This window comes from Leuconostoc pseudomesenteroides KCTC 3652 (assembly GCF_014634745.1).
In the GTDB taxonomy this organism is placed as follows: domain Bacteria; phylum Bacillota; class Bacilli; order Lactobacillales; family Lactobacillaceae; genus Leuconostoc; species Leuconostoc pseudomesenteroides.
This window is the reverse complement of sequence record NZ_BMBP01000015.1, coordinates 1-22,468: the sequence shown is the minus strand read 5'-3', so window position 1 is coordinate 22,468 and position 22,468 is coordinate 1. Positions and strand designations below refer to the sequence as shown.

The 22,468-nt window shown below is 35.6% G+C and carries 22 protein-coding genes and 1 pseudogene; 4 read left to right on the top strand and 19 right to left on the bottom strand.

The genetic code is table 11. From position 1 onward, the window contains the following. Positions 1-90: 90 nt before the first annotated feature. The 7 genes from IEU65_RS10065 to IEU65_RS10035 form a co-directional block, all read right to left on the bottom strand. On the bottom strand, positions 91-291 hold the full coding sequence (locus tag IEU65_RS10065) for a hypothetical protein (RefSeq protein ID WP_168441548.1): 201 nt from the start codon (positions 289-291) through the stop codon (positions 91-93). A gap of 27 nt (positions 292-318) precedes the next feature. After that, positions 319-1,290: a replication initiator protein A gene (locus IEU65_RS10060; protein WP_188352252.1), complete on the bottom strand. Its 972-nt coding sequence runs from the start codon at positions 1,288-1,290 to the stop codon at positions 319-321. Next, on the bottom strand, positions 1,280-1,513 hold the full coding sequence (locus IEU65_RS10055) for a helix-turn-helix transcriptional regulator (RefSeq protein ID WP_010294462.1): 234 nt from the start codon (positions 1,511-1,513) through the stop codon (positions 1,280-1,282). Before IEU65_RS10055 ends, IEU65_RS10060 begins: the two co-directional genes overlap by 11 nt. A gap of 599 nt (positions 1,514-2,112) precedes the next feature. Then, entirely contained in the window at positions 2,113-2,469 is a 357-nt protein-coding gene (locus IEU65_RS10050) for a DUF1304 domain-containing protein (protein WP_004915909.1), read from the bottom strand. Positions 2,470-2,495: 26 nt separating this feature from the next. Beyond that, positions 2,496-3,440, bottom strand: a complete 945-nt coding sequence (locus tag IEU65_RS10045) for an NADP-dependent oxidoreductase (RefSeq protein WP_147651530.1) — start codon at positions 3,438-3,440, stop codon at positions 2,496-2,498. A 10-nt stretch (positions 3,441-3,450) separates the two neighbouring features. Further along, positions 3,451-4,794, bottom strand: coding sequence for a dihydrolipoyl dehydrogenase family protein (locus IEU65_RS10040; RefSeq protein ID WP_010294465.1), 1,344 nt, complete (start codon positions 4,792-4,794; stop codon positions 3,451-3,453). After that, complete coding sequence (locus tag IEU65_RS10035) at positions 4,781-5,263, bottom strand: MarR family winged helix-turn-helix transcriptional regulator (RefSeq protein WP_010294468.1); 483 nt, start codon at positions 5,261-5,263, stop codon at positions 4,781-4,783. The genes IEU65_RS10040 and IEU65_RS10035 overlap by 14 nt, the downstream gene beginning before the upstream one ends. 309 nt (positions 5,264-5,572) lie before the next feature. Between IEU65_RS10035 and IEU65_RS10030 the strand changes: the two genes are divergently transcribed. Next, positions 5,573-5,830, top strand: coding sequence for a hypothetical protein (locus IEU65_RS10030; protein ID WP_031941341.1), 258 nt, complete (start codon positions 5,573-5,575; stop codon positions 5,828-5,830). A gap of 129 nt (positions 5,831-5,959) precedes the next feature. Here IEU65_RS10030 and IEU65_RS10025 read toward each other — a convergent pair whose 3' ends face one another. The 6 genes from IEU65_RS10025 to IEU65_RS10000 all read right to left on the bottom strand — a co-directional run bounded on the left by IEU65_RS10025 (position 5,960) and on the right by IEU65_RS10000 (position 11,590). Continuing rightward, positions 5,960-6,214 carry a hypothetical protein gene (locus tag IEU65_RS10025; RefSeq protein ID WP_004915898.1) on the bottom strand — a complete coding sequence of 85 codons (255 nt, stop codon included), beginning with the start codon at positions 6,212-6,214 and terminating at the stop codon, positions 5,960-5,962. Then, positions 6,211-6,579, bottom strand: a complete 369-nt coding sequence (locus tag IEU65_RS10020; protein WP_010296492.1) for a hypothetical protein — start codon at positions 6,577-6,579, stop codon at positions 6,211-6,213. The genes IEU65_RS10025 and IEU65_RS10020 overlap by 4 nt, the downstream gene beginning before the upstream one ends. Next, positions 6,572-7,894, bottom strand: a complete 1,323-nt coding sequence (locus IEU65_RS10015) for a Y-family DNA polymerase (protein ID WP_168441549.1) — start codon at positions 7,892-7,894, stop codon at positions 6,572-6,574. The genes IEU65_RS10020 and IEU65_RS10015 overlap by 8 nt, the downstream gene beginning before the upstream one ends. Positions 7,895-8,113: 219 nt before the next feature. Beyond that, complete coding sequence (locus IEU65_RS10010) at positions 8,114-8,194, bottom strand: putative holin-like toxin (RefSeq protein ID WP_155275059.1); 81 nt, start codon at positions 8,192-8,194, stop codon at positions 8,114-8,116. Positions 8,195-8,682: 488 nt separating this feature from the next. Next, a complete protein-coding gene (locus IEU65_RS10005; protein ID WP_010296497.1) occupies positions 8,683-9,945 on the bottom strand; it encodes a 2-hydroxycarboxylate transporter family protein in 1,263 nt (420 codons plus the stop codon). A gap of 16 nt (positions 9,946-9,961) precedes the next feature. Beyond that, positions 9,962-11,590, bottom strand: a complete 1,629-nt coding sequence (locus IEU65_RS10000; RefSeq protein ID WP_010296499.1) for a malolactic enzyme — start codon at positions 11,588-11,590, stop codon at positions 9,962-9,964. A gap of 141 nt (positions 11,591-11,731) precedes the next feature. Between IEU65_RS10000 and IEU65_RS09995 the strand changes: the two genes are divergently transcribed. Further along, the gene (locus IEU65_RS09995) at positions 11,732-12,625 is read left to right on the top strand and encodes a LysR family transcriptional regulator (protein ID WP_010296501.1); all 894 of its coding nucleotides are present in this window, start codon (positions 11,732-11,734) and stop codon (positions 12,623-12,625) included. A gap of 327 nt (positions 12,626-12,952) precedes the next feature. Here the strand turns inward: IEU65_RS09995 and IEU65_RS09990 are convergent, their stop codons facing one another. From IEU65_RS09990 to IEU65_RS09975, 4 genes are all read right to left on the bottom strand, one after another. Further along, entirely contained in the window at positions 12,953-13,357 is a 405-nt protein-coding gene (locus IEU65_RS09990; RefSeq protein WP_010296504.1) for a cytidine deaminase, read from the bottom strand. A gap of 308 nt (positions 13,358-13,665) precedes the next feature. Then, positions 13,666-15,300 carry a ribosomal protection-like ABC-F family protein gene (abc-f, locus tag IEU65_RS09985; protein ID WP_010296508.1) on the bottom strand — a complete coding sequence of 545 codons (1,635 nt, stop codon included), beginning with the start codon at positions 15,298-15,300 and terminating at the stop codon, positions 13,666-13,668. A 783-nt stretch (positions 15,301-16,083) separates the two neighbouring features. After that, on the bottom strand, positions 16,084-16,500 hold the full coding sequence (gene arsC, locus IEU65_RS09980; RefSeq protein ID WP_010296514.1) for an arsenate reductase (thioredoxin): 417 nt from the start codon (positions 16,498-16,500) through the stop codon (positions 16,084-16,086). Positions 16,501-16,860: 360 nt separating this feature from the next. Further along, the gene (locus IEU65_RS09975) at positions 16,861-17,301 is read right to left on the bottom strand and encodes a MarR family winged helix-turn-helix transcriptional regulator (protein WP_188352250.1); all 441 of its coding nucleotides are present in this window, start codon (positions 17,299-17,301) and stop codon (positions 16,861-16,863) included. 182 nt (positions 17,302-17,483) lie between these two features. Between IEU65_RS09975 and IEU65_RS09970 the strand changes: the two genes are divergently transcribed. Together IEU65_RS09970 and IEU65_RS09965 are read left to right on the top strand one after the other, a co-directional pair. Next, positions 17,484-18,428, top strand: coding sequence for an alpha/beta hydrolase (locus IEU65_RS09970; RefSeq protein ID WP_188352249.1), 945 nt, complete (start codon positions 17,484-17,486; stop codon positions 18,426-18,428). 109 nt (positions 18,429-18,537) lie between these two features. Continuing rightward, positions 18,538-19,096, top strand: a pseudogene (locus IEU65_RS09965) (recombinase family protein). A gap of 154 nt (positions 19,097-19,250) precedes the next feature. On the opposite strand, the gene IEU65_RS09960 reads toward IEU65_RS09965, so the two are convergent. Further along, entirely contained in the window at positions 19,251-20,105 is an 855-nt protein-coding gene (locus tag IEU65_RS09960) for an SDR family oxidoreductase (protein ID WP_010296521.1), read from the bottom strand. Positions 20,106-20,150: 45 nt separating this feature from the next. Next, positions 20,151-20,993, bottom strand: coding sequence for an aldo/keto reductase (locus IEU65_RS09955; RefSeq protein ID WP_010296523.1), 843 nt, complete (start codon positions 20,991-20,993; stop codon positions 20,151-20,153). Positions 20,994-22,468: the final 1,475 nt, after the last annotated feature.

Below are 22,468 nucleotides of genomic sequence, written 5' to 3'. Positions count from 1 at the left end.
GCTAATGATTTAAGTGAACGGCCTTCTTGGTGAAGTTTAACCAATGAATCTTTGAAATCTTGTGAATAACGAATTGACATAAAAATACTCCTATACTTTCATTTTACGGACTGAATAAAAATAGTCCATTTTTTTAGTATAAGAGCACCTCACTGCGCCATCACTTTCTAATTCATGATTTTCAATTGCTTTGATAACTTTTCGGCTGAGTTCACCTGATGAATTAGCCACAAAAAGTATATCTGCGTTGAAGAAATCTACTGCAATAAATATGTTGTATTGGTTTGCCATTTTGTCTCTCCTCTCTCAAATTTAAAGTTAAAAGCCTGATGCCGATTGGCTTGTTGTGACAGCGATTTTTAAACGGTTTTCAAGGCCACTAGCGAAATAATTGCCATATTGACTGATATCAATCAGATGGTCGCGCATGTAATCTACTTGTTTGAAACCAGTGTTTAAAAGCAACTGTTTTATGGCAACCTCACCTTGTAATTGCTTTTGCAAAGTCAAAACAGAATTACTTTTTTCAAGTTCGTTCGTCAAAAAGTGATAGCCACGATCAAGAGCGCGGACGACAATTTCTGCTTGTTGGGGTTCATTCAAAAGTAAATCAGGAATCAAACCTTGGACTACACTTCTTAATTCAGAATTGTTTTGAATGATTTTGCCGATTGTGATCAATGATTGTTGAGATTTTTTTGAATTATTATTAGTATTTATTTCATCCTCATCCAAATAAGGGGTTTCAGTTTCACTCAAAATAGTTTCACTATTCTCAGTCTCACTTGACTGTCGTTTTGACAGTTCTTGAGCTGTCGTTTTGGAAGTTCTTGACCTTTCATTTTGACAGTTCCGGACCTGTCGTTTTGACAGTTCCTTGTCCCCCAAGGGATTATCCCTGTGGATAACTTCAATATCAGCATTTATGTTGCCAACGTACAATCTATTTGGTTTATTTAAGCCTTGACGTTCTTCCTCAAGTAGACCAAAAATTGCTAGCTCCTTTTTTAAACTAATGACTTTTTTCTCACCAACACTGAGGATTGCTTGCAGGTCACTGTTCTTGTAAATCAAGTAGACGTCACCATTTTTATCAATCCAATTGTTTTTAATTGATAACAGAAAACGATCACGTAGAATGGCATAAGCCATTTTTGTTTCAAGTTTCATTTCGGCATAAAATTCATTTTCAAATAATGCTTTTGGAATCTTATAAAATCGTTCGTTAGTTTCAACCTGATCTCTGCTAACTCGTTCCATTTTCCTGTGCGTGTCTTGGTCATTTGTCATCAGCATTCCCCTCTAATGTCGCAACAATCTCTTCAAACGGTACATCCATAATTTTGTAAAACTTGATGAATGTTGTCAGTTTCGGATTATAGCTTGGATCGGTTTCAGCTTTTGAAATTGTAGCCGTTGATAATTCCCCTTTTGATTTCACAGCTAATTCCAATTGTGTGAGTCTTTTTGGTTCCCGATAGGCTTTTACAATTGACCCAAAAGAATGTTTCATTTTGTCTCTTTCTCCCTTGTTTTAGTTGTCAATTTCCATTGATTTTATTACCAATAATTAACCGTCATAAAGACGGTTTCTTAACAACTTCTTAATATTTAGGCTGTTTTTAAACAAAAAAAATAAGCCCACACAGGACTTATGAGCTTTTAAAATAACGAATATTACTAAAACGTTACTTCATTTCAATTTATTGACTTTGGATTTTTAGTAAACTGTGTAATCCCTTGTGCGCCAACGTATCAACAAGCCTCTGTTACGTTAGATTATGCACGGTACATGTATTTGAAGGCATACAAAACATTAACGCAAGTCCAAGCAGCCATTGGTTGGTATATCAATTTTTATAATCGCAATCGTATCTCAAATGTTGCCTAAGTAACTGAATAAAAATAGTCCAACTTATTGACTTCTGAGCAAGTGCCAATGCTCCGTTGTTAATAAATCAATAATTTAATCTTATCTGCACCGTCAAAAGAACGATTATAATTTATCAATCCTAAACTTACAATTTAAGCTACTGTACATAAATGACAAAGTTCATTTTTTCAGAGTATTGTTCCATTCATCTTACATTTATTTTCTAAATAATACATATATTAAAAAAATAGCAAAAGAAGCGCAAGAACAGCAGGAAGTCCTTGCATAATAATAATTTTTCTGGCTGCAGTGAGACTACCATAGACTGCCGCTAGCAGAACAAAAAGCATTTCTAACCTTAGCATTACTAATTGTTGTGATCCTGTCAAAAGCAAAACTGTTCCAATAATCAAGGCGCCAAAAAGTCCATTATATATACCTTGATTTGCTAATAAAGTTTTGACTCCTGGTAATTTCACAAAAGCTTCTTCCAATTCAAATGCTTTAGCCTGCTGGCCCGATGAGCCAAACATTTCTAAAATCATGATACCAATGGCCTCGATAGCCACGAAAATAACTAAAATAGTTCCAATCATACATTTCTCCTTAGTGATTTAAAAATTTAAGCTTTATCTTTTATTTTAACAACTACTTTCCCACGGGCATGATGTGTTTCAATACGCTTTTGGGCAGATTGAATTCCGTCGGTAGTAAACGGATAAGTACTGTCTAGTACGACTTTCAAATGATTACTCTCAATTTCGTTAGCTAATAACGCTAAATCCTCACCATTAGGCTGTAACCAACCTGCCATGACGTGCTTATCCGATATTGCTTTTTGATCATCAGTTAATGAACTTGAAATTGTCACAAAATGTCCGCCGCTCCTCAGTATGCTAACACCACGTTCAATATCGCCTACGGTATCAAGTACAGCATCATAATTAGACAGTACTTCATCAATGTTATTTCTGTGATAGTCAATCACTAAATCAGCGCCCAATGATTCAACAAATTCACTGTTATTAGCACTCGCAGTAGTAGCAACGAAAGCACCCATTTGTTTGGCTAATTGAATCGCAAAAATCCCGACTCCTCCTGCACCACCTTGAATCAATATTTTTTGTCCTGCTTGCAAATTAAGTTGCCTCAACATTTGCAAAGCTGTTAAGCCTGCCAAAGGAACCGCAGCGGCCTGTTCAAAATTAATATTGCTAGGTTTTAAAGCTAACTTGTCAGCTTTAACAGCAGTATATTCTGCGTAGGACCCGTTTAAACCAAGAGGATCAATATCTGGACGAGCAAAAACTTCGTCTCCTATATTAAAATCTGTTACTTGATCTCCGATGGCAACAATCTTACCAGCTACATCCCATCCCAAAATTACTGGAAATTGCCAGTTAAACATTGATTGAAGTAGACCTTGACGTGCTTTGTAATCAATGGGATTGATACTCGTAGCCACGTTTTCAACTAAAACTTCATCATTATTGACAACAGGTTTATTGGTATTCGTAATTTCAAGTTGTGTAACATCACCATATTCTTTTATAATCGCTGCTTTCATTAATTCTCTCCTAGGCTAAATAATTGGCAATCAGGGGCAATATAATTCCAGAATGAGTTGGAAAGGCAAAAATTTGGCCATGTATGTCACGGGAAGTATACTCATTATTAATAACTGGAACCAGTGCATTAACAACCTCTGGCGCGAAATCACCAATTAGAGACGCGCCCACTAATTTTTTGTCTTGGTCAATTACAAGCTTAATTTTTGCTTTAACGTCATTCAATGTTTGAAAGCGCATGAGTTGACCATAAGGAATTTCCTGAATCCGTAATCTTTCATCATTTTTAGCATCATCAACTGAAATCCCCACTTGAGCCAGTCGTGGAAGTGTAAACGCAATAGACGGTACTACGGGGTATTTAATGGGATCTGAATCACCCGATAATTTTTTTGCAATATACTGTGATTCAAAGGTAGCAGTGGGTGTGAGACGTGGTATAGCTTTCGCAATGACATCGCCACTTGCATAAATATTAGGATTAGAAGTTCTAAGATAGTCATCAACAACAACACCACCCTTATTATATTCAACACCCGCTGCCTTCAAACCTAAATTATCAATGTTAGGAACGCGTCCTGTTGTGTCCATCACATAGTCAGCATTATATCTTTTACCTTGAGCTGTCTCGACCAAATATTTTTGCTTTTCATCAAGTGCAACATGAGATACACGTTGTCCAAAATCAAAATGTATGCCCCTATCAATCATATCTTCTACAACTTCTTGAGAATATTCTCTATCAAAACCAGATAATGCATGATCACCATATTCAATAACGGTTACTTGACTGCCAGCAGCGCGAGCAATTGAAGCAAATTCCATTGCGATATAGCCTCCACCAATAAACACAATTGAATTTGGCATTTCAGACAATTCTAAAAATTCGGTGCTATCATGTAGCAATTCAGCTCCTGGAATTGCTAATTTTGCGGGCTTTTGACCTGTAGCAATCACGAACTTATCTGCTTGATATACTACATGATTAACTATTAATGTTTGTTGACCAGTAAACTCAGCGTGACCTGCAATAATGTCAATACCATCTACCGAAAGCATGCGCGCCAGGCCGTCAGACAATGGGTCAATCACTTGGTGCTTATATGCCATCAATTCTGGCCAAATAATATTTGGTGTATCGTTAATACCTATACCATGATAGTGATGCAAATGATGAATTAGTTCTGCTGGTCCATCCAATAAAATTTTAGCGTTACACCCAAAGTTTGTGCAAGTCCCAGCCACTTTATTTTCTTCTATCAAGGCAACTTTTTTGCCTTCACGTGCTAAGGTTTGTGCACCGTGCCATGCTGCATGTCCGCTACCAATAAAAATCACATCATAATTCGTCATTAATTTTCTCCTCTATTTTATTATTGTGCGATAAAATCATTGCCCGTAATGTCTTGTTTAAAGACTCATTTTCGGTAATCATTGAAATTACAGATTTTTCGCTAGCCACCACTAGTTCATCTCGGACAACTGCAACATCTGACAGTATGTGCTCAAAAACTGGGCGTTTCGATTCAGATATTTTTAAATATTTTACACGTTTATCCAATTCACTAGGGACTTTTATGAGCCACTCTTTATTAACTAATCTTTCAATAACGGGTGTTAATGTATTACTGGACAACTCTAACTCCTCGCCAATATCCATCAACTTCGCTTTTTCTTTCTTATAGATAATGAGCAATGACATATATTGTAAATAAGATAACTCATAACCCCCTAACAGTTCTGCATACAAGCGATGAAAATAACGATTTGTATTATATATCGATAAACACAGTTCGTCATATAATTGTCCTTTTTTAATCATGACTAACTCCTCTGGAAATAATTATATCGTACGCGACATAATTATTCAATATAAATTTTATTTACAGAAATTATTTTACAAGAAGGAAAACAATTATGAATCGAATTACTAAAGCTATTACGGATCTTGCCACAGATGTTTTCAGATTATTGTTTTATTAATGGTTATCCAACCACAGTTGATTGTCATGTCTGCACTTTCCACAAGCAATCGCATTTTGGTATTAAGAATCTATTGAATTATCCCTCAGTGATGAAGAATCCTTTTTCACTTTGTCTCACACAACTGTCTGATTAGGAGGATAAAATCATGTTAATTTTTTGTTTATGTTTATTAGCAATGTTTCTATTTTGGCTATTTGGCCACATCATTGGCACCATCCTGTATTTGAGTATCCTATTTGTTGGTCATTTGATTTCGTATTGGTACTTTTATTTACCACTAATTATTTTGATAAGTCTAGCTATTGCTTCTGGCATCAAAAGTATCTTAGCGATGCTGGTGCTAATTATTCTGTCACTTGCCTTAGCACTAATGATATATTGGCCGCGTCATCACAATTCATAACAAAATAAAAAGCCCTGAATAATCAGAGCTTTTACCGAACTATAACATTCGGTACCCAATGGTTAAGCGTGTTGTAAATGCCACTGGTATCATTTACTTGTGTATTATATCATCTTTTGAGTAACGCTTTTAAATATTTGTGTTAACTGTTAGCCCAGTTTCTTTGCGAATTTTAGCAATGATTTCAGGTATCTGTTCTCTGTACTCACTATCTAAGCGAGCTATTTGTTGTGAATGTGTTGCTTTGCCAATTTTATAGTATTCAAAGAAAATATTGACCTTCTTTGAATATATCTGATCGACCACCCTTACTTCATAGATTGTGTTAGGTTGCTTAGCAAACATCTTTTTAATATCAACAATGACTGCATCAATTTGATTCATTCTTCTTTCACCACCGCTCTAATATTTTCAAATGCAATATAGGTCTCTTGCACATATACACCCAAATCAGAAAAACCATCGACCAAACCTGTTAGGTTAGGTACTAAGTGACCGTCCGTGTCCTCAATATTTTGTTGTACCGTCACAAATTCATAATTCGCTGAGGCATGACGCAAGATATTTTGACAAGCCGTTAAGGACATCATTGGTAATTTAACAGGTACGGCATTTTTTGCTTGTGCTTCACGCTTTAAAGCTGAGGTATGGTCCGACAGGAAATAGCCATTCCACTTCACCTTACCACGCTCGCGGTAGTCGTTTTGAAAGTAATTGTTAATCATCTTACTAAATTCTGCATCACTCATAGCTGTTACCTCCGTTATGACCACCAACCAGGCTGGCACGGTTAATCGCCGTACCGCCTTTTTCTTTGGACATTGCCCGCATCAAGGCTGTGGTACCAAACCGTTTTCGAATTTCATCAACAACTTGATCAATTTTGTTGGATTTAATTGATCTTTCTGGTTGCTCAAAGAGGTCAAGCTGCACGCCGGTGTCCTCAATTAAGCCGCCATAATCAATCCCAATATTACGAATCACTTCACCCTGCCAATGCTTTTCAAACAAAGCCACCATAATAGCCATTAATTTTCGGGTATCATTAGTTGGATCAATCCTTTGTTGCTTTCTAAAACCATGACTTCCCTGGCGTTCACTTTCGGCAAAAGAATACCCGATGAACATGCTAACCAAACAAGTTTGTTTCTTATGTGCTCTAATCCTGGTAGCCACTTGATCAGCCATTTCACGAACAACAATCTCAATCTCTTCTTTTCTTTTATAATCACGCGGTAATACCTGAGAATTACTGTATGATTTGTTTTTAGGCACGACCACCTCAGTCATATCTGTACGATCAATGCCCCAAGATAAGGCAAACAATTGCTCGCCAACCAATCCCAGTTTGGCTCTAAATTGATAAGGGTCCTGATGCGCTAAATCGTACATTGAATGGATACCCATCACTTCAAGTTTGTGTGCCGTACGGGCACCGATACTCCAGACATCATCCAGTTTCGTTATTGGCCATAATTTTGTCGGCACATCTTCATAGTGCCAAATACCTGTCAGGTTTCTAGTGTGTTTCGCTTCAATATCTAAGGCTATTTTTGCGAGCACAGGCGTGTCACCAATACCAACTGTTAAATAGACACCTGTTTCCGCTCTAACTTGCTTTTGAATTTTAAAAGCTACTTCCTCAGGCGTTTTACCAAACAACCGCCAAGAGTGGGTTACGTCTAAAATAGACTCATCAATCGAGTATGGCAGCAAGTTGATATCATCGGTGTATTGACGATAAATATTATTGATTTTTAGGTTTTCAGCAATATAATTATTCATCCTAGGGTGTGCGATAAACAAGTCATGCACATCAGGTAAATCACGCTGGCGCATCACATTACTAATGCCTAAGTCCTTCTTAGCTGTTGGTGAGGCCGCTAGGACTAAACCACCATTAGTATTTGCTTGTTCAGACATCACGACTAAATCACCCTTTAATGGATTAAAGCCTCGCTCAACATTTTCAACACTGGCATAGAAACTTTTTGAATCAATTAAAAAAAACACGCCACGCTTTTCTTTGCTATAATCATATTCAGTTATGATTGCTTTTTCCATCAGCAACCTCCAAAAACAATTGTGTATAATTCATTATACGAACAAGCGTTCGTTTAAGCAAGCGAACAAAACATTAAATTTGTGACAAAAGCAAAAGCTATGCTATAATAAAGGCATAGAAAAGAGCCGTAGCGCTAACTACGACTCCTAGCAATCCCGTTTCGACGGTGACCATGCTACAATCAGTTGATGACTGTTAACCGCTCAAAGTTAAGACAGTCATTTTTTTTTGCTAATTTTTTCGATTAACAAAACTACAAAAGTCAGAATGCTTATGATGAATCCACCAAAGGCAAACATGACCAGTAGCGCGTCCGATATGGACACAAGGCCTCTCCTTTCCTAGAATGTGAGATTATAGTGTTTACACCATAAGCACCACCTCCATTCAGGATAGCCACCGTCTTAACTTGATTGCTGTAACTAGTATAACACACCCTAAAATAGCAATTGGTCTAAAACTCATACACTTGTGAAATTTTATAAAACAGGTATTAAAATAAGGCTTCCAAAGACTTTGTGAAAGTTTTTTTGGAAACCTTATTCTTAACCGCTTTGAAACCATTTTCTGTTCTTTGAGCAAATCTAACATAAAATAACGAAGTTCAATAGTGTCGTCTAACTCTTTAAAGAAGCTACCAATTTTTTTGTTCTTAGATATCTAAATGTTGATTTAATCCTTCGCACACAACATTAAATATAAAAAAAAATCGTAATTTTCATTACGATTAAGAGTATTGCCTCTTGCTGAAGAGGCTATTTTATATATAATTTTTAATTATGGTATTTCAGTGCAAAAAATGAATTAATACTCCTCCCAAAATTAGAACGATTGCGCCCCCCATTCGATTTCCCATTTGAGCAAAAGCAATCATATCCATTCGATTTGAAGCAGATAATACCGCCACATTGCCTGTGCCGCCCATACTATTGTCCGCCATTCCTGCAGCAATCGCAGACTCAACAGGATAAAGCCCAAATAGCTTTCCAATCACGGCACTCGCAACACCCATTACAACGACACTCGTAAGCGTGAGAAGAACAAATTTCCAAGTCAATGATTGTTCCAATACATTCAAGTCAATTAACGCCAAACCTATGCCAGCCAATACTGCGTGTGTCAAGTTACCCATTATAATTTTGTTAAACATGACTACTGACTCTTCAAGCTGATCCGGAATCAAATTAAAAGCCTTAGCGATAATAACTAAGATAATAATAAAAGCGTAAGCGTGAATTTTTGGAACAAAACTATTTAGAATAGTGCCAACCAAGAAGAATGAAAATGTTAGCATCATGCCAACTCCAATACGAGTAACGTCTAGATTCTTTATTGGTTTACTTTTCTCGTCCTCATTGATTGGTAGTAAAACTCCATGTCCATCGTATTTTGTGTTTGCTCCAACTTTTGCAATTAATGCTGCACCAATAACGGCAAGAACATTCCCCAAAGTAACGGCAGGTATTAGTTGAGAAAACATTGAGGCGGAACTAACACCTAAACCTTGAGCATAAATGTGCGAAAGTGGCACCGCTCCAGCACCTATACCACCTGCCATCATTGGCATAGAAACAAACATCACGGAATGCCCGAAGCCAAGTCCTAGTAACATGCCAACCAGACCAACAGCAAAAAATCCTATAACCATCGCTGCTAATGATACTGGGATAAATCTGACAGCCGCTTTAAGCAATAAATTGCGATTCATTCCTAGAATCGCACCAACGATTAAGGCGGCGATATAAAAGTCTAGTAACCCTTGGTCATTTAAAAATGTCTTAGTAGCATTTACAACGTTTGTAGGTATGATGCCACTTGTTGCTAGAGCAGCTGAGGCGAAAATGGTGAAAACGGATCCACCACCAAGATATGATTTAAAAACTGGTAAAATGTTGCCAATGTAGTAGAATAGATGACCAAGTAGAACCAACAACAAGGTCAAACCAAGCATATTAAGTGGCAACTTGTTGAGTGAAATTGTGACACCAAGTATGACCAGCATCAAAATATACAACGGCAAGCTGACACCACTGATTTTTATTTTTGTCATATTATTTAAATCCTAATTAGTACTCCGCAGACCATTTGGCATCTTGTACGGCTTGCTTTGGATCGGCAATTTTTTCACGATTAAGCCCTTGGTTCACAACACTTTGAGCTGTAATCTCAGCAATCTTTTGTGAGAACTCAGTAAGATTTGAAACTGGTGGCAATACAGCTGCTCCTGGTTCATCAGCATCCACTAGACCACCCAGTGCATGAATAGCAGCCGAGATCGTTTCCTGTGTTAACAATTTAGCCGTTGAGGCAACAAGACCAAAGCCTAACCCAGGATAAATCAACGCGTTATTGCCCTGTCCTATTTTATATGTCACTCCGTTGTAGGCAACATTGTCTGCAGGAATACCAGTTGCTATCAAAGCTTTCCCATCAGTCCATTTAATTAAGTTTTCTGCAGTTGCTTCAGCTAGTTTTGTTGGATTTGACAAAGGAAAAATAATTGGGCGTTCTGTATTTTGTGCCATCGATTTTACAATCGCTTCCGTAAATGTGCCTGGCTGTGTTGAGGTGCCAATTAGAACTGTGGGATGTATCTCATTGACCACTGCTTCCAAATTATCTAATCCTTCAGAGTTAACAAATTCTTTTCGTGAACGCGTGAACGGCTTTTGCGCTTCAGTTAAACCTTCAGTGTCATCAAATAACAAGCCTTGCTTATCCACAAGATAGAAATGACTACGAGCCTCGGCGTCGGATAGCCCAGCTTGTTTTAATTCTGAAAAAATCTGATTAACAATTCCCATGCCAGCTGTTCCGGCACCGAACGTTAGGAATCTTTGATCAACTAGTTTTTCTTTCGATATGTTTAGAGCACCGAATATTCCTGCCAAAACAATCATTCCGGTTCCTTGAATATCATCGTTAAATGTGGCAATGCCGTCTTTATATTTATCCAAAATTACTTGTGCATTTGAACGTCCAAAATCTTCCCAATGCAATAATGATTCTGGGAACAATTTTTGTTCAGCAGTCACAAACTTATCTATGAATTCAAGATACTTTTCACCAGCAATACGCTCATGTTTGTTTCCTAAATACAAAGGATTTTCCAATAGCGTTTCGTTGTTCGTACCTGCATCAATACTTACTGGTAATACTGTTGCTGGATCTATTCCAGCAGCTGCTGTGTAAACCATCAATTTACCAACCGCAATATCAACACCATTGACACCCCAATCTCCCATGCCTAATATACCTTCAGCATCAGTCACAACAACTAGCTTTATATCTCTACCGTCAGCGACATTTTTCAATGTACTTTCAATATTTTCTGGATTATCGATTGACAAAAATGCTGCATTTTGAGGACTAGTGTAAATTTCATTATATTGTTCAATAGACTCTGCGACAATAGGATCATAAACAATTGGCATGAATTCTGAAACATGTTGATCCATCAAGTGATAGAACAATGTCACGTTTTCATTAAACAAATTCATAAGAAATATTCTTTTTTCAAGTAAAGGACTTTTCGCCTGAAATTGTTTGTAAGCTTGTTCTGCTTGTTCTTCAATCGTTTGTACTTGACTTGGTAATGTGCCAGTTAAGCCCAATTGCTCACGCTCAGCTGCAGAAAATGCCGTTCCCTTATTTAAAAATGGATTACGCAAAATGCTATACCCTGTTGTAGTCATGTTATTTCCTCCAAAAATTTTGTATTTTAATTAACAACATATTTGACTATACACGGTCAATTGTTTTATAGTCAAACTAGCTATTTACTATAAATTTATTTTATACACATCACGATTGTCATTGATATAAAGGGGTTTCTAATGAAAACAGAAGATTTCAAATACTTTAATGAATTATATACAAAAAAAAGTTTTACCAAAGTCGCCCAAACATTTAATGTTAGCCAGCCATCTATTAGCACTGCTTTAAAGCGCTTAGAATCTCACTTCCAAAGTAAGTTGGTTATAAGAGGAAACTCACAAAATGAACTAAAATTCACCCCAGCAGGTGAACAATTATACAAACACACCCATTCGATTACGACGGAGATAGAAACTGCCCTGCATGAACTAAATCACTTAAAATCACATAGTACAACCATTGGTCTACCACCAATGCTAAAGAGTGCCTATTTTGCTAAAATTGCAGTTGCTAGTAAAGAATTTGATAAGCAATTTAATATCCAAAACATGCACATTTTTGAAGCTGGATCTAATGTATTAAAACGGTCATTAATAGATGGCGATGTTGACATTGCATTATTAGGCTCATTGGATAGTGACGTTACTAATGAGTTATTGCAAGAACCTTTCGTTCAAGCCGATTTTAAAATATACGTCTCTAGTAAAAACCCACTTTCTCAGAAGGAAAGTTTATCTTTTTCTGATTTAAAATCCGAACACTTTGTTGGTCTCGATTCTAGTTTTATTCATAATCGAGCTATGGCCTATTTTGCTAGTACAGGTAATATCAGACCAAAATTTTTTATGAAAACGTCCGATATTAACTTTTTAATGAATATGATTTCGGAAAATCTCGGGATCGCTTTGTTAGCCGATATTGTTAAGCCAACAACGCCAGACATCATCACATTATCGATAAAGGACGATCATCAGCCGAAGTTTGTTGGTAGCATTGCATTTAGAAAAAACCATCTGTTGACCTCGGAAGAGAAGATGTTAATCACTATTCTGTCCAAATATTCACGTAAATAATTTTGACGCGCTCGCGAACGGCGTCAACCAAAACAGTGCCAAGTAAGCGTACTTAAAATACGGACAGATGTCTGCTCTTATACTAGAAAAATGCACTATTTCTATTTAGCTCATAACATTAAAGTTCAGTATTTCAAGAAATTTGATTTTTTTCTTCTGAAATTATGTTAATGGTAAATTCCAAGAATTAATTATTTATATACATGGTAGAAACTGAAAACAAATTCGTTAATTAAGCTTATCTAATATAATTTTTTAAAAAACAATGCCACTATACAGTTGCATTGCTTCACTTTAAATATTCAATTTATTTATATTCCAATGCGTTTATTGATAAACTCTACTCCAATGAAAAGGTTGTAAATCAGCAAGCGGCATATATTGGACTTCACCATTTTTTAAAATACCGATGCCACATTGTATTGTATTTCCCCAGAAATTTAATCTTTCTTGACAAATACCACAAGGGGTAAGAACCGTTAAACTATCATGTTCATTTTCTCTTACCAAACAAAGTGTATGTGTAATTTTCTGTCCTAAAGTAGCTGCTTGAATATAACTACCTAGCTCCATACAAACACTTGATGCTGCATTTGGGAATTCAGGCGAAATACTAGTTAAAATATCGCCGTTTTCTAATAACACACCAGCCGCTCCACCCCAACCTTTGGGATAATGTTTATCTATTGTCTTGCTTACAGTATCAAACAACTTACCTGTTTTTGTTTGCATAGTAACTTAACCTCCTGTTAATTGTTAGTATATGCACTTAATTTGATTATCAACCAAACAATCACTTCTATACATAAAAGTCATTTTTCTAGAATTTAACTCATCATGGCTCAAAATATTTAGGAGCCATGATGACCAATAAGGTTCCTGAATTCTTACTTAACCAACAACTTTAAATGTTTGAAAGACAATTAATAATTCATCAGTGAATTGTTTGCCCCATGTTCCTAGTTTAGCTGTAAATTTTTTTGTAGATGTTGTACCATTATTGTTTTTCTGTATTTTTATTTTCCATCCATCCGTTACCCTTATAACTTATATATTGTCTTAACAAGTTGCTTATTTTCCAAAACATAATGAATATCGAAGTGGTTATTAACAAAGTACCTGTCATGCGAAACAGCAAGCACTGTTCCTTCATAATCATCTAACGTATCCTCTAGCATTTCAATAGACCCAATGTCCAAGTCATTTGTTGGTTCATCTAAGACAATCACATTTGGATGTTGACCGATAATTTGTGCCCAGCGTAGCCTCTTACGTTCTCCACCTGATAAGGATTTTACTTTTTTGAAAACATCTTCTTTATAAAACAAAAACTTTGAAAGTTGATATCTGGCATCTGCTTCACTCATTGGTACTTGTTTGATATATGATTCAAGAACTGTTTTTTGTGGTTCTAACTCTGCTTCAAATTGTGAAAAATATCCAATTGAAAGATTGGGTCCTGTATGAACAACTCCAGTGGTAGGCTGTTTCAGTCCAAGTAAAATTTTCAGTAGAGTGCTTTTACCAACACCATTATCGCCTAAAATTGCAACACGATTACCTCGTGTCACTGTTAAGTCAATATTTTTTAAAAGTGGTTGCGTACTCAAATTATATGAAACCCCTTTAACCTCAAAAACAATTTTACTAGATTGATCAGCTGCTGATAAATTCATTGTCATATTTTTTTCTGTTAAGTTTGGTCGTTGAATAATTTCAAGTTTATCTAAAGCCTTTTGCATGCTTCGAGCTCTAGAAGCAAATTTTTCATTGTTATAAATATGCGCCCACTCTTTTAATTGATGAATACTTTGCTTCATTTTTTTGATACGATCTTGCTGGTCACTATACTTTTGAAATGCTTTTTCAATTCTGACTTGTTTTTCTGCCACATAAAAAGAGTAGTTTCCCTCATACAGGGACGAGCTTCCGTCTTCAATTTCAATAACTCGCGTTACGATTTGGTCGATAAAATGACGATCATGGGAGACTACAATGACAGCCCCTTTATAATTTCGGATATAGTCAATTAGCCAATCAGTTGTTTTTAAGTCCAAATGATTCGTGGGTTCATCCAAGATTAATAAATTGGATGATTGAACGAGTGATAATGCTAATTTTGTCTTAGTTCTCTGCCCGCCACTTAAAGTTTGCCATTCTTGTGATAACAAATCACCTATTCCCAATCCGTTAGCTATGGACTCTATTTTCGATGTCATTTCATAACCACCAGATACTTGAAAGTCATCTAACAGATTACCATAGCGCTCATAATCCTTTTCAGAGAGTATTTCGCCTGCTGCCATTCTTTTTTCAAGTCGTGCTATTGCCTTTTCCATCATTACCAATGATGGAAATCCATTTTTTAATATATTGAGCACTGTTTTATGTTTGACGTCATTGAGACGTTGTCCAACATAAGCAATTTTTGTATTTTTTTGAAATGAAAGTGTCCCTTTTTGGGGTTGATTTTCTTGTGCAATAATTTTTAAAAGTGTCGATTTACCACTCCCATTACGTCCGACGATGGCAACTTTGTCTTGTTCTGAAACAGTAAAAGTAATGTCACGTAGAATATCGTTTCCAGCAAAGCTCTGCGATATTTGATTTAAATCTAGTATATTCATGATTGATCCTTTAACCACAAAAAAACTGCCCCAAAATGAGGCAGCCATTAATTAATGGTTCTCTTAATTTAGGTTATTAAAAACGTTCAATTTTACGAAGATTGACAGACTCCACCCCTTGGTGTATCAATACGTACAAAATCGAGTGTACGCGACTAACCCATTGTGATTGAACGTGTGCCATGAATATACCTTTCGTTTTCTAATTAGTGTCTATAATAACATATTAATAATATAAATTCTAGCTGGATCAAGAGAAATAAAGTATTGAAATACTTGTTAAGTGATAGCTAGCCGAATGACTATAAGTTTTGTCATGATAATTAACTGTTAAATTTAGGTGTCGGACCAATCTGGCGCAAAATGTTTGTGAGTATTTTACTCAATAAATAAAAACATAATGTCAATCATGACTAGTTAATTGCTTTTGAATTTCTAAAAAAAATTTCTGCTTCATGAAACATCTTTTATTGAAACATAATACGCTTATCAAACGTTTCTATTAGTTCTACAAACATATGATCGACAATTTACTAAAAACAAATCGTGGCACCATCATTCCAATTTTTTGTAAATGGTCTGTTATTTCTAGAATATGTCAATTGGTCTAAAACAAAGCTGCTTGTGAAATGGCTCAAAAATGTGTGCTTGTGAAATAGAAAAATGCGCAATTAAATTAGCTTGTGAATTCTGCAATTTCACAAACAAAAAACAGGCTCTTGAAAGCCTGTCTCTGCGTTACTTTAAATAGCAAATGTTATGTAAAATACCATACTCATATCATAGTAAAAGAGCGACATAACTGTCACGTTGTGTCGCTCTTTTTTGTCATCAATGAAAGTAATCATTCAACCCTGTAATTAATTTTTTAATCTCATCACGAACTTTACGAAACTCTTGTAGTTGTTCTTCTACAGTTCCTGTTGCTTGCGCTGGATCGCTTAAAGGCCAGTGCAAGCTTTGGGATTGCGGAGGAAGCATGGGACATTTATCCTTGGCATCGCCACATAAAGTAATGATTAAATCTGCAGCATTAAAATAATCAAGATCAATTAATTTAGAATAGTGGTTACTAATATCCACTCCGTCTTCAGCCATAACTGTAACTGCATTTGCGTTTAGTCCATGAGTCTCAACACCCGCACTCTCAACCTCAAAATTATCGGGTGATAGTATGCTTCTGGCATATCCTTCAGCCATTTGACTCCGACAAGAATTTCCTGTACATAAAAAATAGATTTTTTTCATTTTTAAACACCAGTATTTTAGTTTGTGTAACATCATTATACACAATAACAACCTCTAAATGCTGAAATTTGAAGCCATAATTATCTAGATGTAAACTATATTTTCATTCGTTATTATTTTATTTTATAGTACACAAATCGTCAAAAAGCGCAGAAAACTTTTAAATAATTTGCGTTAAATTAAAAAAAACAGACCCGTTATATCAAGGTCTGCTTTTTGCTATAAAAAATATATTGATTTCATTTTGTTAGTACACTATTTAGTATAAAATCAATGATCAAAACACTAACACTTATTGGAATTCCCGTTCTGAAAAAAAAGGAAGTCTGTAGGATTAAATTGACCAAACACTTTTAATCCTTATTCAGAAACGTGAACCATAAGTTTTTTCATTGTCTTATTCAAAGTGTGCCATTCATCTGAATCCAATCCTGATTTTTCTAATAATGTTTGGGGAATAATTGCTGAATCTGCTTGCATCCTTTTCCCCTTTTCAGTCAATTCAACCAAAACAACGCGTTCATCCATTACATCACGATGACGAACGATAAGATTTGCTTTTTCCATGCGCTTTAACATTGGAGTTAATGTCCCAGAATCTAAATCTAGTTTATTCCCCAGTTGGGAGACAGTTTGTGGACCATTTTCCCACAAAGCCACAAGTGTTAAATACTGTGGATAGGTTAAATTAAGATCATCTAGTAACGGACGATACATTCTTTGGATCGCTCTAGAAGTTGTATAAATAGAAAAACAAAGATGATCATTGAGTGAGACAAAATTTTGGGAGCGTTGTGTCATAGTTAATAGCCTCTTTTAATAGCTTTAGTTATTCTCCATTATAGACCCTCTGCCAATTAAATCAACCAAAATATTATTGTTATCAATTTAATTGTTGACAACATAAAACAATCGCGGTACAATATTTTCACACCCAAAGGGTTGTGCACAATTTAATTGCTCAAAGCTAAAAGGAGAATACCATGGCTGACAAAAAAGTAGTACTAGAACAAGTCACACAAAAATTTGTTGACGAAGCAGCACAAGGGGCGCAATTATACGAGTTGCCCGTTGAAGAAGGACGACAAGGTGTTGATGAGACACAAGCAGGAGATATTCTCAAACCAGCAGCTGAAATTGACAGTTTGTCTATTTCAGGTCAAATTGATCATAATGTTGACATTAAGATTGTTCGACCTGAAAATTCAGTTGGTTCATTGCCAGTCATTTTATATATCCATGGTGCGGGTTGGGTGTTTGGCAACAGCCACACACATGATCGTTTAATCCGTGAATTAGCTACCGAAGCAAATTCGGCCGTTGTTTTCCCAGAATATAGCCGTTCACCAGAAGCAAAGTATCCAACCGCATTAGAAGAAATCTATGCCACATTAGAATGGATTTCAGACCATGCGGCCGTTCAAAATTTTGATGGTGATCATATCACAGTAGCGGGAGATTCAGTTGGTGGTAACATGACAGCTGCCATTACATTATTGGCCAAAGAGCGCAAAGGGCCAAAGATTGCCAAACAATTGCTCTTTTACCCTGTGACAGATGCTAATTTTGATACCAAATCTTATCATGAATTTGCCGAAGGATACTTCCTCACACGCGAAGGCATGAAGTGGTTCTGGGATCAATACACAACAGATGAAAATCAACGTAATGAAATCACAGCTTCACCATTACGAGCTAGCTTAGATGACTTAAAGGGATTGCCAGAAGCATTAGTTATTACAGCACAAGCCGACGTATTACGAGACGAAGGCGAAGCGTATGCAAATAAGCTACGTGAAGCTGGTGTTCCAGTAACACAAGCTCGTTTCCAAGGTGTAACACATGATTTTGTCATGCTAAACGTTTTGTCAGAAACTACTGCCAAGAAAGGCGCCCTGCTCTTGGCAACCAATTGGTTAAAAATGTAATGATACAAAAAAGCGCAAAATACTTTTAAGTAATTTGCGCTTTTTTAATGGCATGATATACTTCTATTTGTGTAATGCAATTTAGTTGTGCAACTTTATGAGGTGAAATATGACTGTTTATGGATATGCTAGAGTTTCTACTGCTGGACAATCTTTGAATGAGCAAAAAGAGACTCTAAAAAATTCCGGAGCTAAAATTATTCTCAGTGAAAAATATTCGGGTACAACAACATCACGACCACAATTTGAAAAACTCGTCAATCTGATTGAGCCTAATGACACATTGATCGTCACCAAACTAGATCGCTTTGCTCGAAATACACGTGAAGCATTAAATTTAATAGATGATCTCCTTAAAGAAAAAATTATGATTAAAGTGTTAAACTTAGGTACCATTGATAACACCCCAATGGGTCGTATGATTGTCAGAACTTTGCTATCAGTTGCAGAAATGGAACGCGATATGATCATTGAGCGTACACAGGCTGGTAAAATTTTTGCAAAACAACATAATCCTAATTATAAAGAGGGTAGACCAAAGAGACAAAAAGATAGTCGTAATACACCCATTTTTGAATATTCTCAAACCCCACACTGTTAGATCTACAGCAGAAGCATTCAGCATTTCCGCTAGAACAGTCCAATACATCAAAAAAATGTTTAATTAAGACGTGTTATGTAAACATTCATTGGTTTAGCAAATATCAATTAAAACATCCCACACAAAATCAGTAATCCACTAACTAAAAAAAGACCAAGTGTCTTAACTTGGCCTGGTCAATAGTCAATATTATTCAGATAATAAACGGCCTTATACAAAACTTATTTCTTTGGTGTCTCCTTGTGAATCTTTTTTGCCGTGATGACCAAGTTGTTTTCTTGACCTATTCCGTCTTTGGCTTGACGATTCCAGATAGAATCAAGTTGTTTACGTTGTTCACCCTCAATTGACTTGGGTAAAACATTTCTGTATTTTGGATTTTCATCCAAAATAATTTTCACGGTTTCGTTAATTACAATTTGTGGGTCATATTGTTCGTGCGGAAAGTTTAACTCTTGATAATCAAATACTCGGGATGCAACAGCAGTGCCCCATCCACGGTAAGTTTCAAACATCCGGTCATTAAAACCTGTTAGGAAAGGACCCGGATTGATAGTGATGACATCAATATTAAACGGTCTAGTTTCCTTGTACAACGCTTCCGCGAAAGCTTCCACTGCATGCTTTGAGGCAGAGTAAGCCCCAGAAAATGGATCAACTGTCAAACCTGCAACAGAGGACATAAAAATGATTCTTCCGCTCTTGCGCTTTAACATTCCCCTTGCAGCTATTTGCGTTAAGGCAACAGGCCCCACCACGTTAGTTTGAAACTGTCTCTCGATTGCGGAAACAGGAATGTCTAGTACTGACCCTCCTTCACTAACACCGGCATTATTAAGTAAAATGTCCACATCCCATTCTAGAACTTTTTCGCGGTCGTCACTGAGTGTCACATCTAATTTTTCAAAGAATATATTTGAAAGCTTTAGCTCTTTGGCTTTTTGTTCTAACCGAAAAATTTGAGCATAATTTTCTGTAGTTGCAATAACACTCAAGTCAGTTAGTTCAGCAAGTTTGAATGCAATACCTTCCCCAAATCCTGAACCTGCTCCTGTAATTAGTATTGTTTGTGACATAACTAGCCTTTCATTCTTTAAAGTTAAAAGTGAAAATTCGGGAAATTATTCAAATTCCTCATACTCATTTGGATCTTGATTATCCACTCTACCATCTGTTTTTTCTAAGGCGGTTATTTGTTTGATTTCTTCAGATGCAAGTGAAAAATCAAAAAGATCTATATTCTTTCTTTGATGTTCAGGAGAAACTGCTTTAGCAATTGGCAGAATGCCTCGATCTAATTGCCATCTCAATATTATTTGACCAGTATTTTTACCATACTTTACAGCCAATTCTTTGATTACAGGTTCCTCAAGTTCATGGCTACCACGTCCTAAAGGACTCCAAGCTTCAGTTAAAATGCCATATTTTTGGTTAGTTTTAACTAGATTCTCCTGTGGCCAATAAGGATGAATTTCGTTTTGGTTAACAGCCGGTGTAACGCCAGTGGCTTTTATAATTTTTTCCAAATGTTCTTCTTCGAAATTAGATACACCAATTGATCTTACGAACCCACGTTTTTTAGCCTCAATCAAAGCTTGCCAAGCTTCCACATAATTATCACGTTTTGGCAATGGCCAGTGAATGAGATATAAGTCAACGTAGCTTAATCCCATTCGTAATAATGATTCTTCTATTATTTTGAGAGCATCATCAAAATGGTGATATTTACCCGGCAACTTTGTAGTTACAAAAAATTGTGAACGTGGTATACCAGAACGCCGTATAGCTTCCCCTACTGCCCCTTCACTATCATAATTAGTTGATGTATCGAGTAAGCGATAGCCAGATTGGATTGCCGTCAAAATTTGTTCAACGCCTTCATATCCACGAATTTGAAATGTTCCTAAACCTATTTTAGGAATTAAATGTCCATCATTAAGTAGATATTGTTCTTGATTGCCCATTTTTTCTCCTATTTTGAAGTGTAAAAAAGACCAAACTAATAGTTATGGTCTTCAAATAATTTATCTTTTAATTAATCAGCCTTTTTATAATCAGCATTTTTTGGATCATGATTATAAACATTTTCTTTATCAGTTGAATTTGGATCATTCTTTTTGTTCTGCTCTTTAACATCTATTTCTTTGTCTGTCATCTTAAATCCTCCTAGCTTTTTGAGACTGGTAAAATATTTATTACCATGCGTAAAGTGTACCATTTACTTTTTGATATGTTAAATAATATGCTTAAAAAAAATTAAATCAACATTTTTTTGGCGCTTGCACTTGAGTTGACATTTTTTTCAAATAATTATTATCGTACGCAATAGCAATCATAACCCTCAGTAATTAATCGTAAACCTAACAATTAAACACAATAATTGTTTCGCTACTTAGGTTAAATTTCCTCAAATAATTAGCGGATATTTATAATTATTGTTTCGAAAAAAAAAGCACCTTTTAAATCAATATTTCGAACGGAATTAAAAAACTGTTAAAAAAATATTCAAGTGAATTTGAATTAACGTTCGTTAAGGAGTTGTGTCTGATCAAAATAGTTTGACTGAATTAGTCAAAAAGTATTCTGTTGGCTGTGATTGCATTAATCGTTAGTGGTGAGATAAATCTATTGTTAAAAGCTCAATCGTCTCTATAATGCTCTAATACAAAAAATGGCTGTTTGTGTATAAGCTCAACAACTAATCTAATGCTAATCCAATCAATTTCAAGAAAGAAATCCCAGAACCAATCATTAGCTTTAAAATATCAGATACAGACACTGTGCATCTTATAGCCTAGAATCTGGGTTTAAAATTTTAACACTAAATGCATCACCAAAATCAAGCTAGCTATCATCTTAACCAGTTTGCGAAATTAGTATCACATACACGAAAATACCAATTGGTCTAAAACATAGTCGCTTGTGAAATGTGTAAAAAATGTGTGCTTGTGAAATAGAAAAATGCGTACTTAAATTAGTTTGTGAATTTTGCAATTTCACAAACAAAAAACAGACCTTCGAAATCCTGTTATAGCGTTACTTATGATAGTCAGTCTTATGTTAACTTAAATTGGTATATATCATTTTTAAATACAAATTTTTATAAATCAAGTTAATTGTTTAAGTGTTTTGACTTTAAAGTGTCAAAATGGTATTGAATTTCTGTAAAATTTGATGACTTATTCAATATCTCGTATTTATCAATATAATTATTATAAGAAAGATTTTTTGTGGGTTTAGAATGACCAGAAACTATATAATAATACTCTTCTTTTTTAATAGCCTTTTTGAGTGCTCTTATACTAAAAAAATGGACTATTTTTATTCAGTCCGTAAAATGAAAGTATAGGAGTATTTTTATGTCAATTCGTTATTCACAAGATTTCAAAGATTCATTGGTTAAACTTCACCAAGAAGGCCGTTCACTTAAATCATTAGC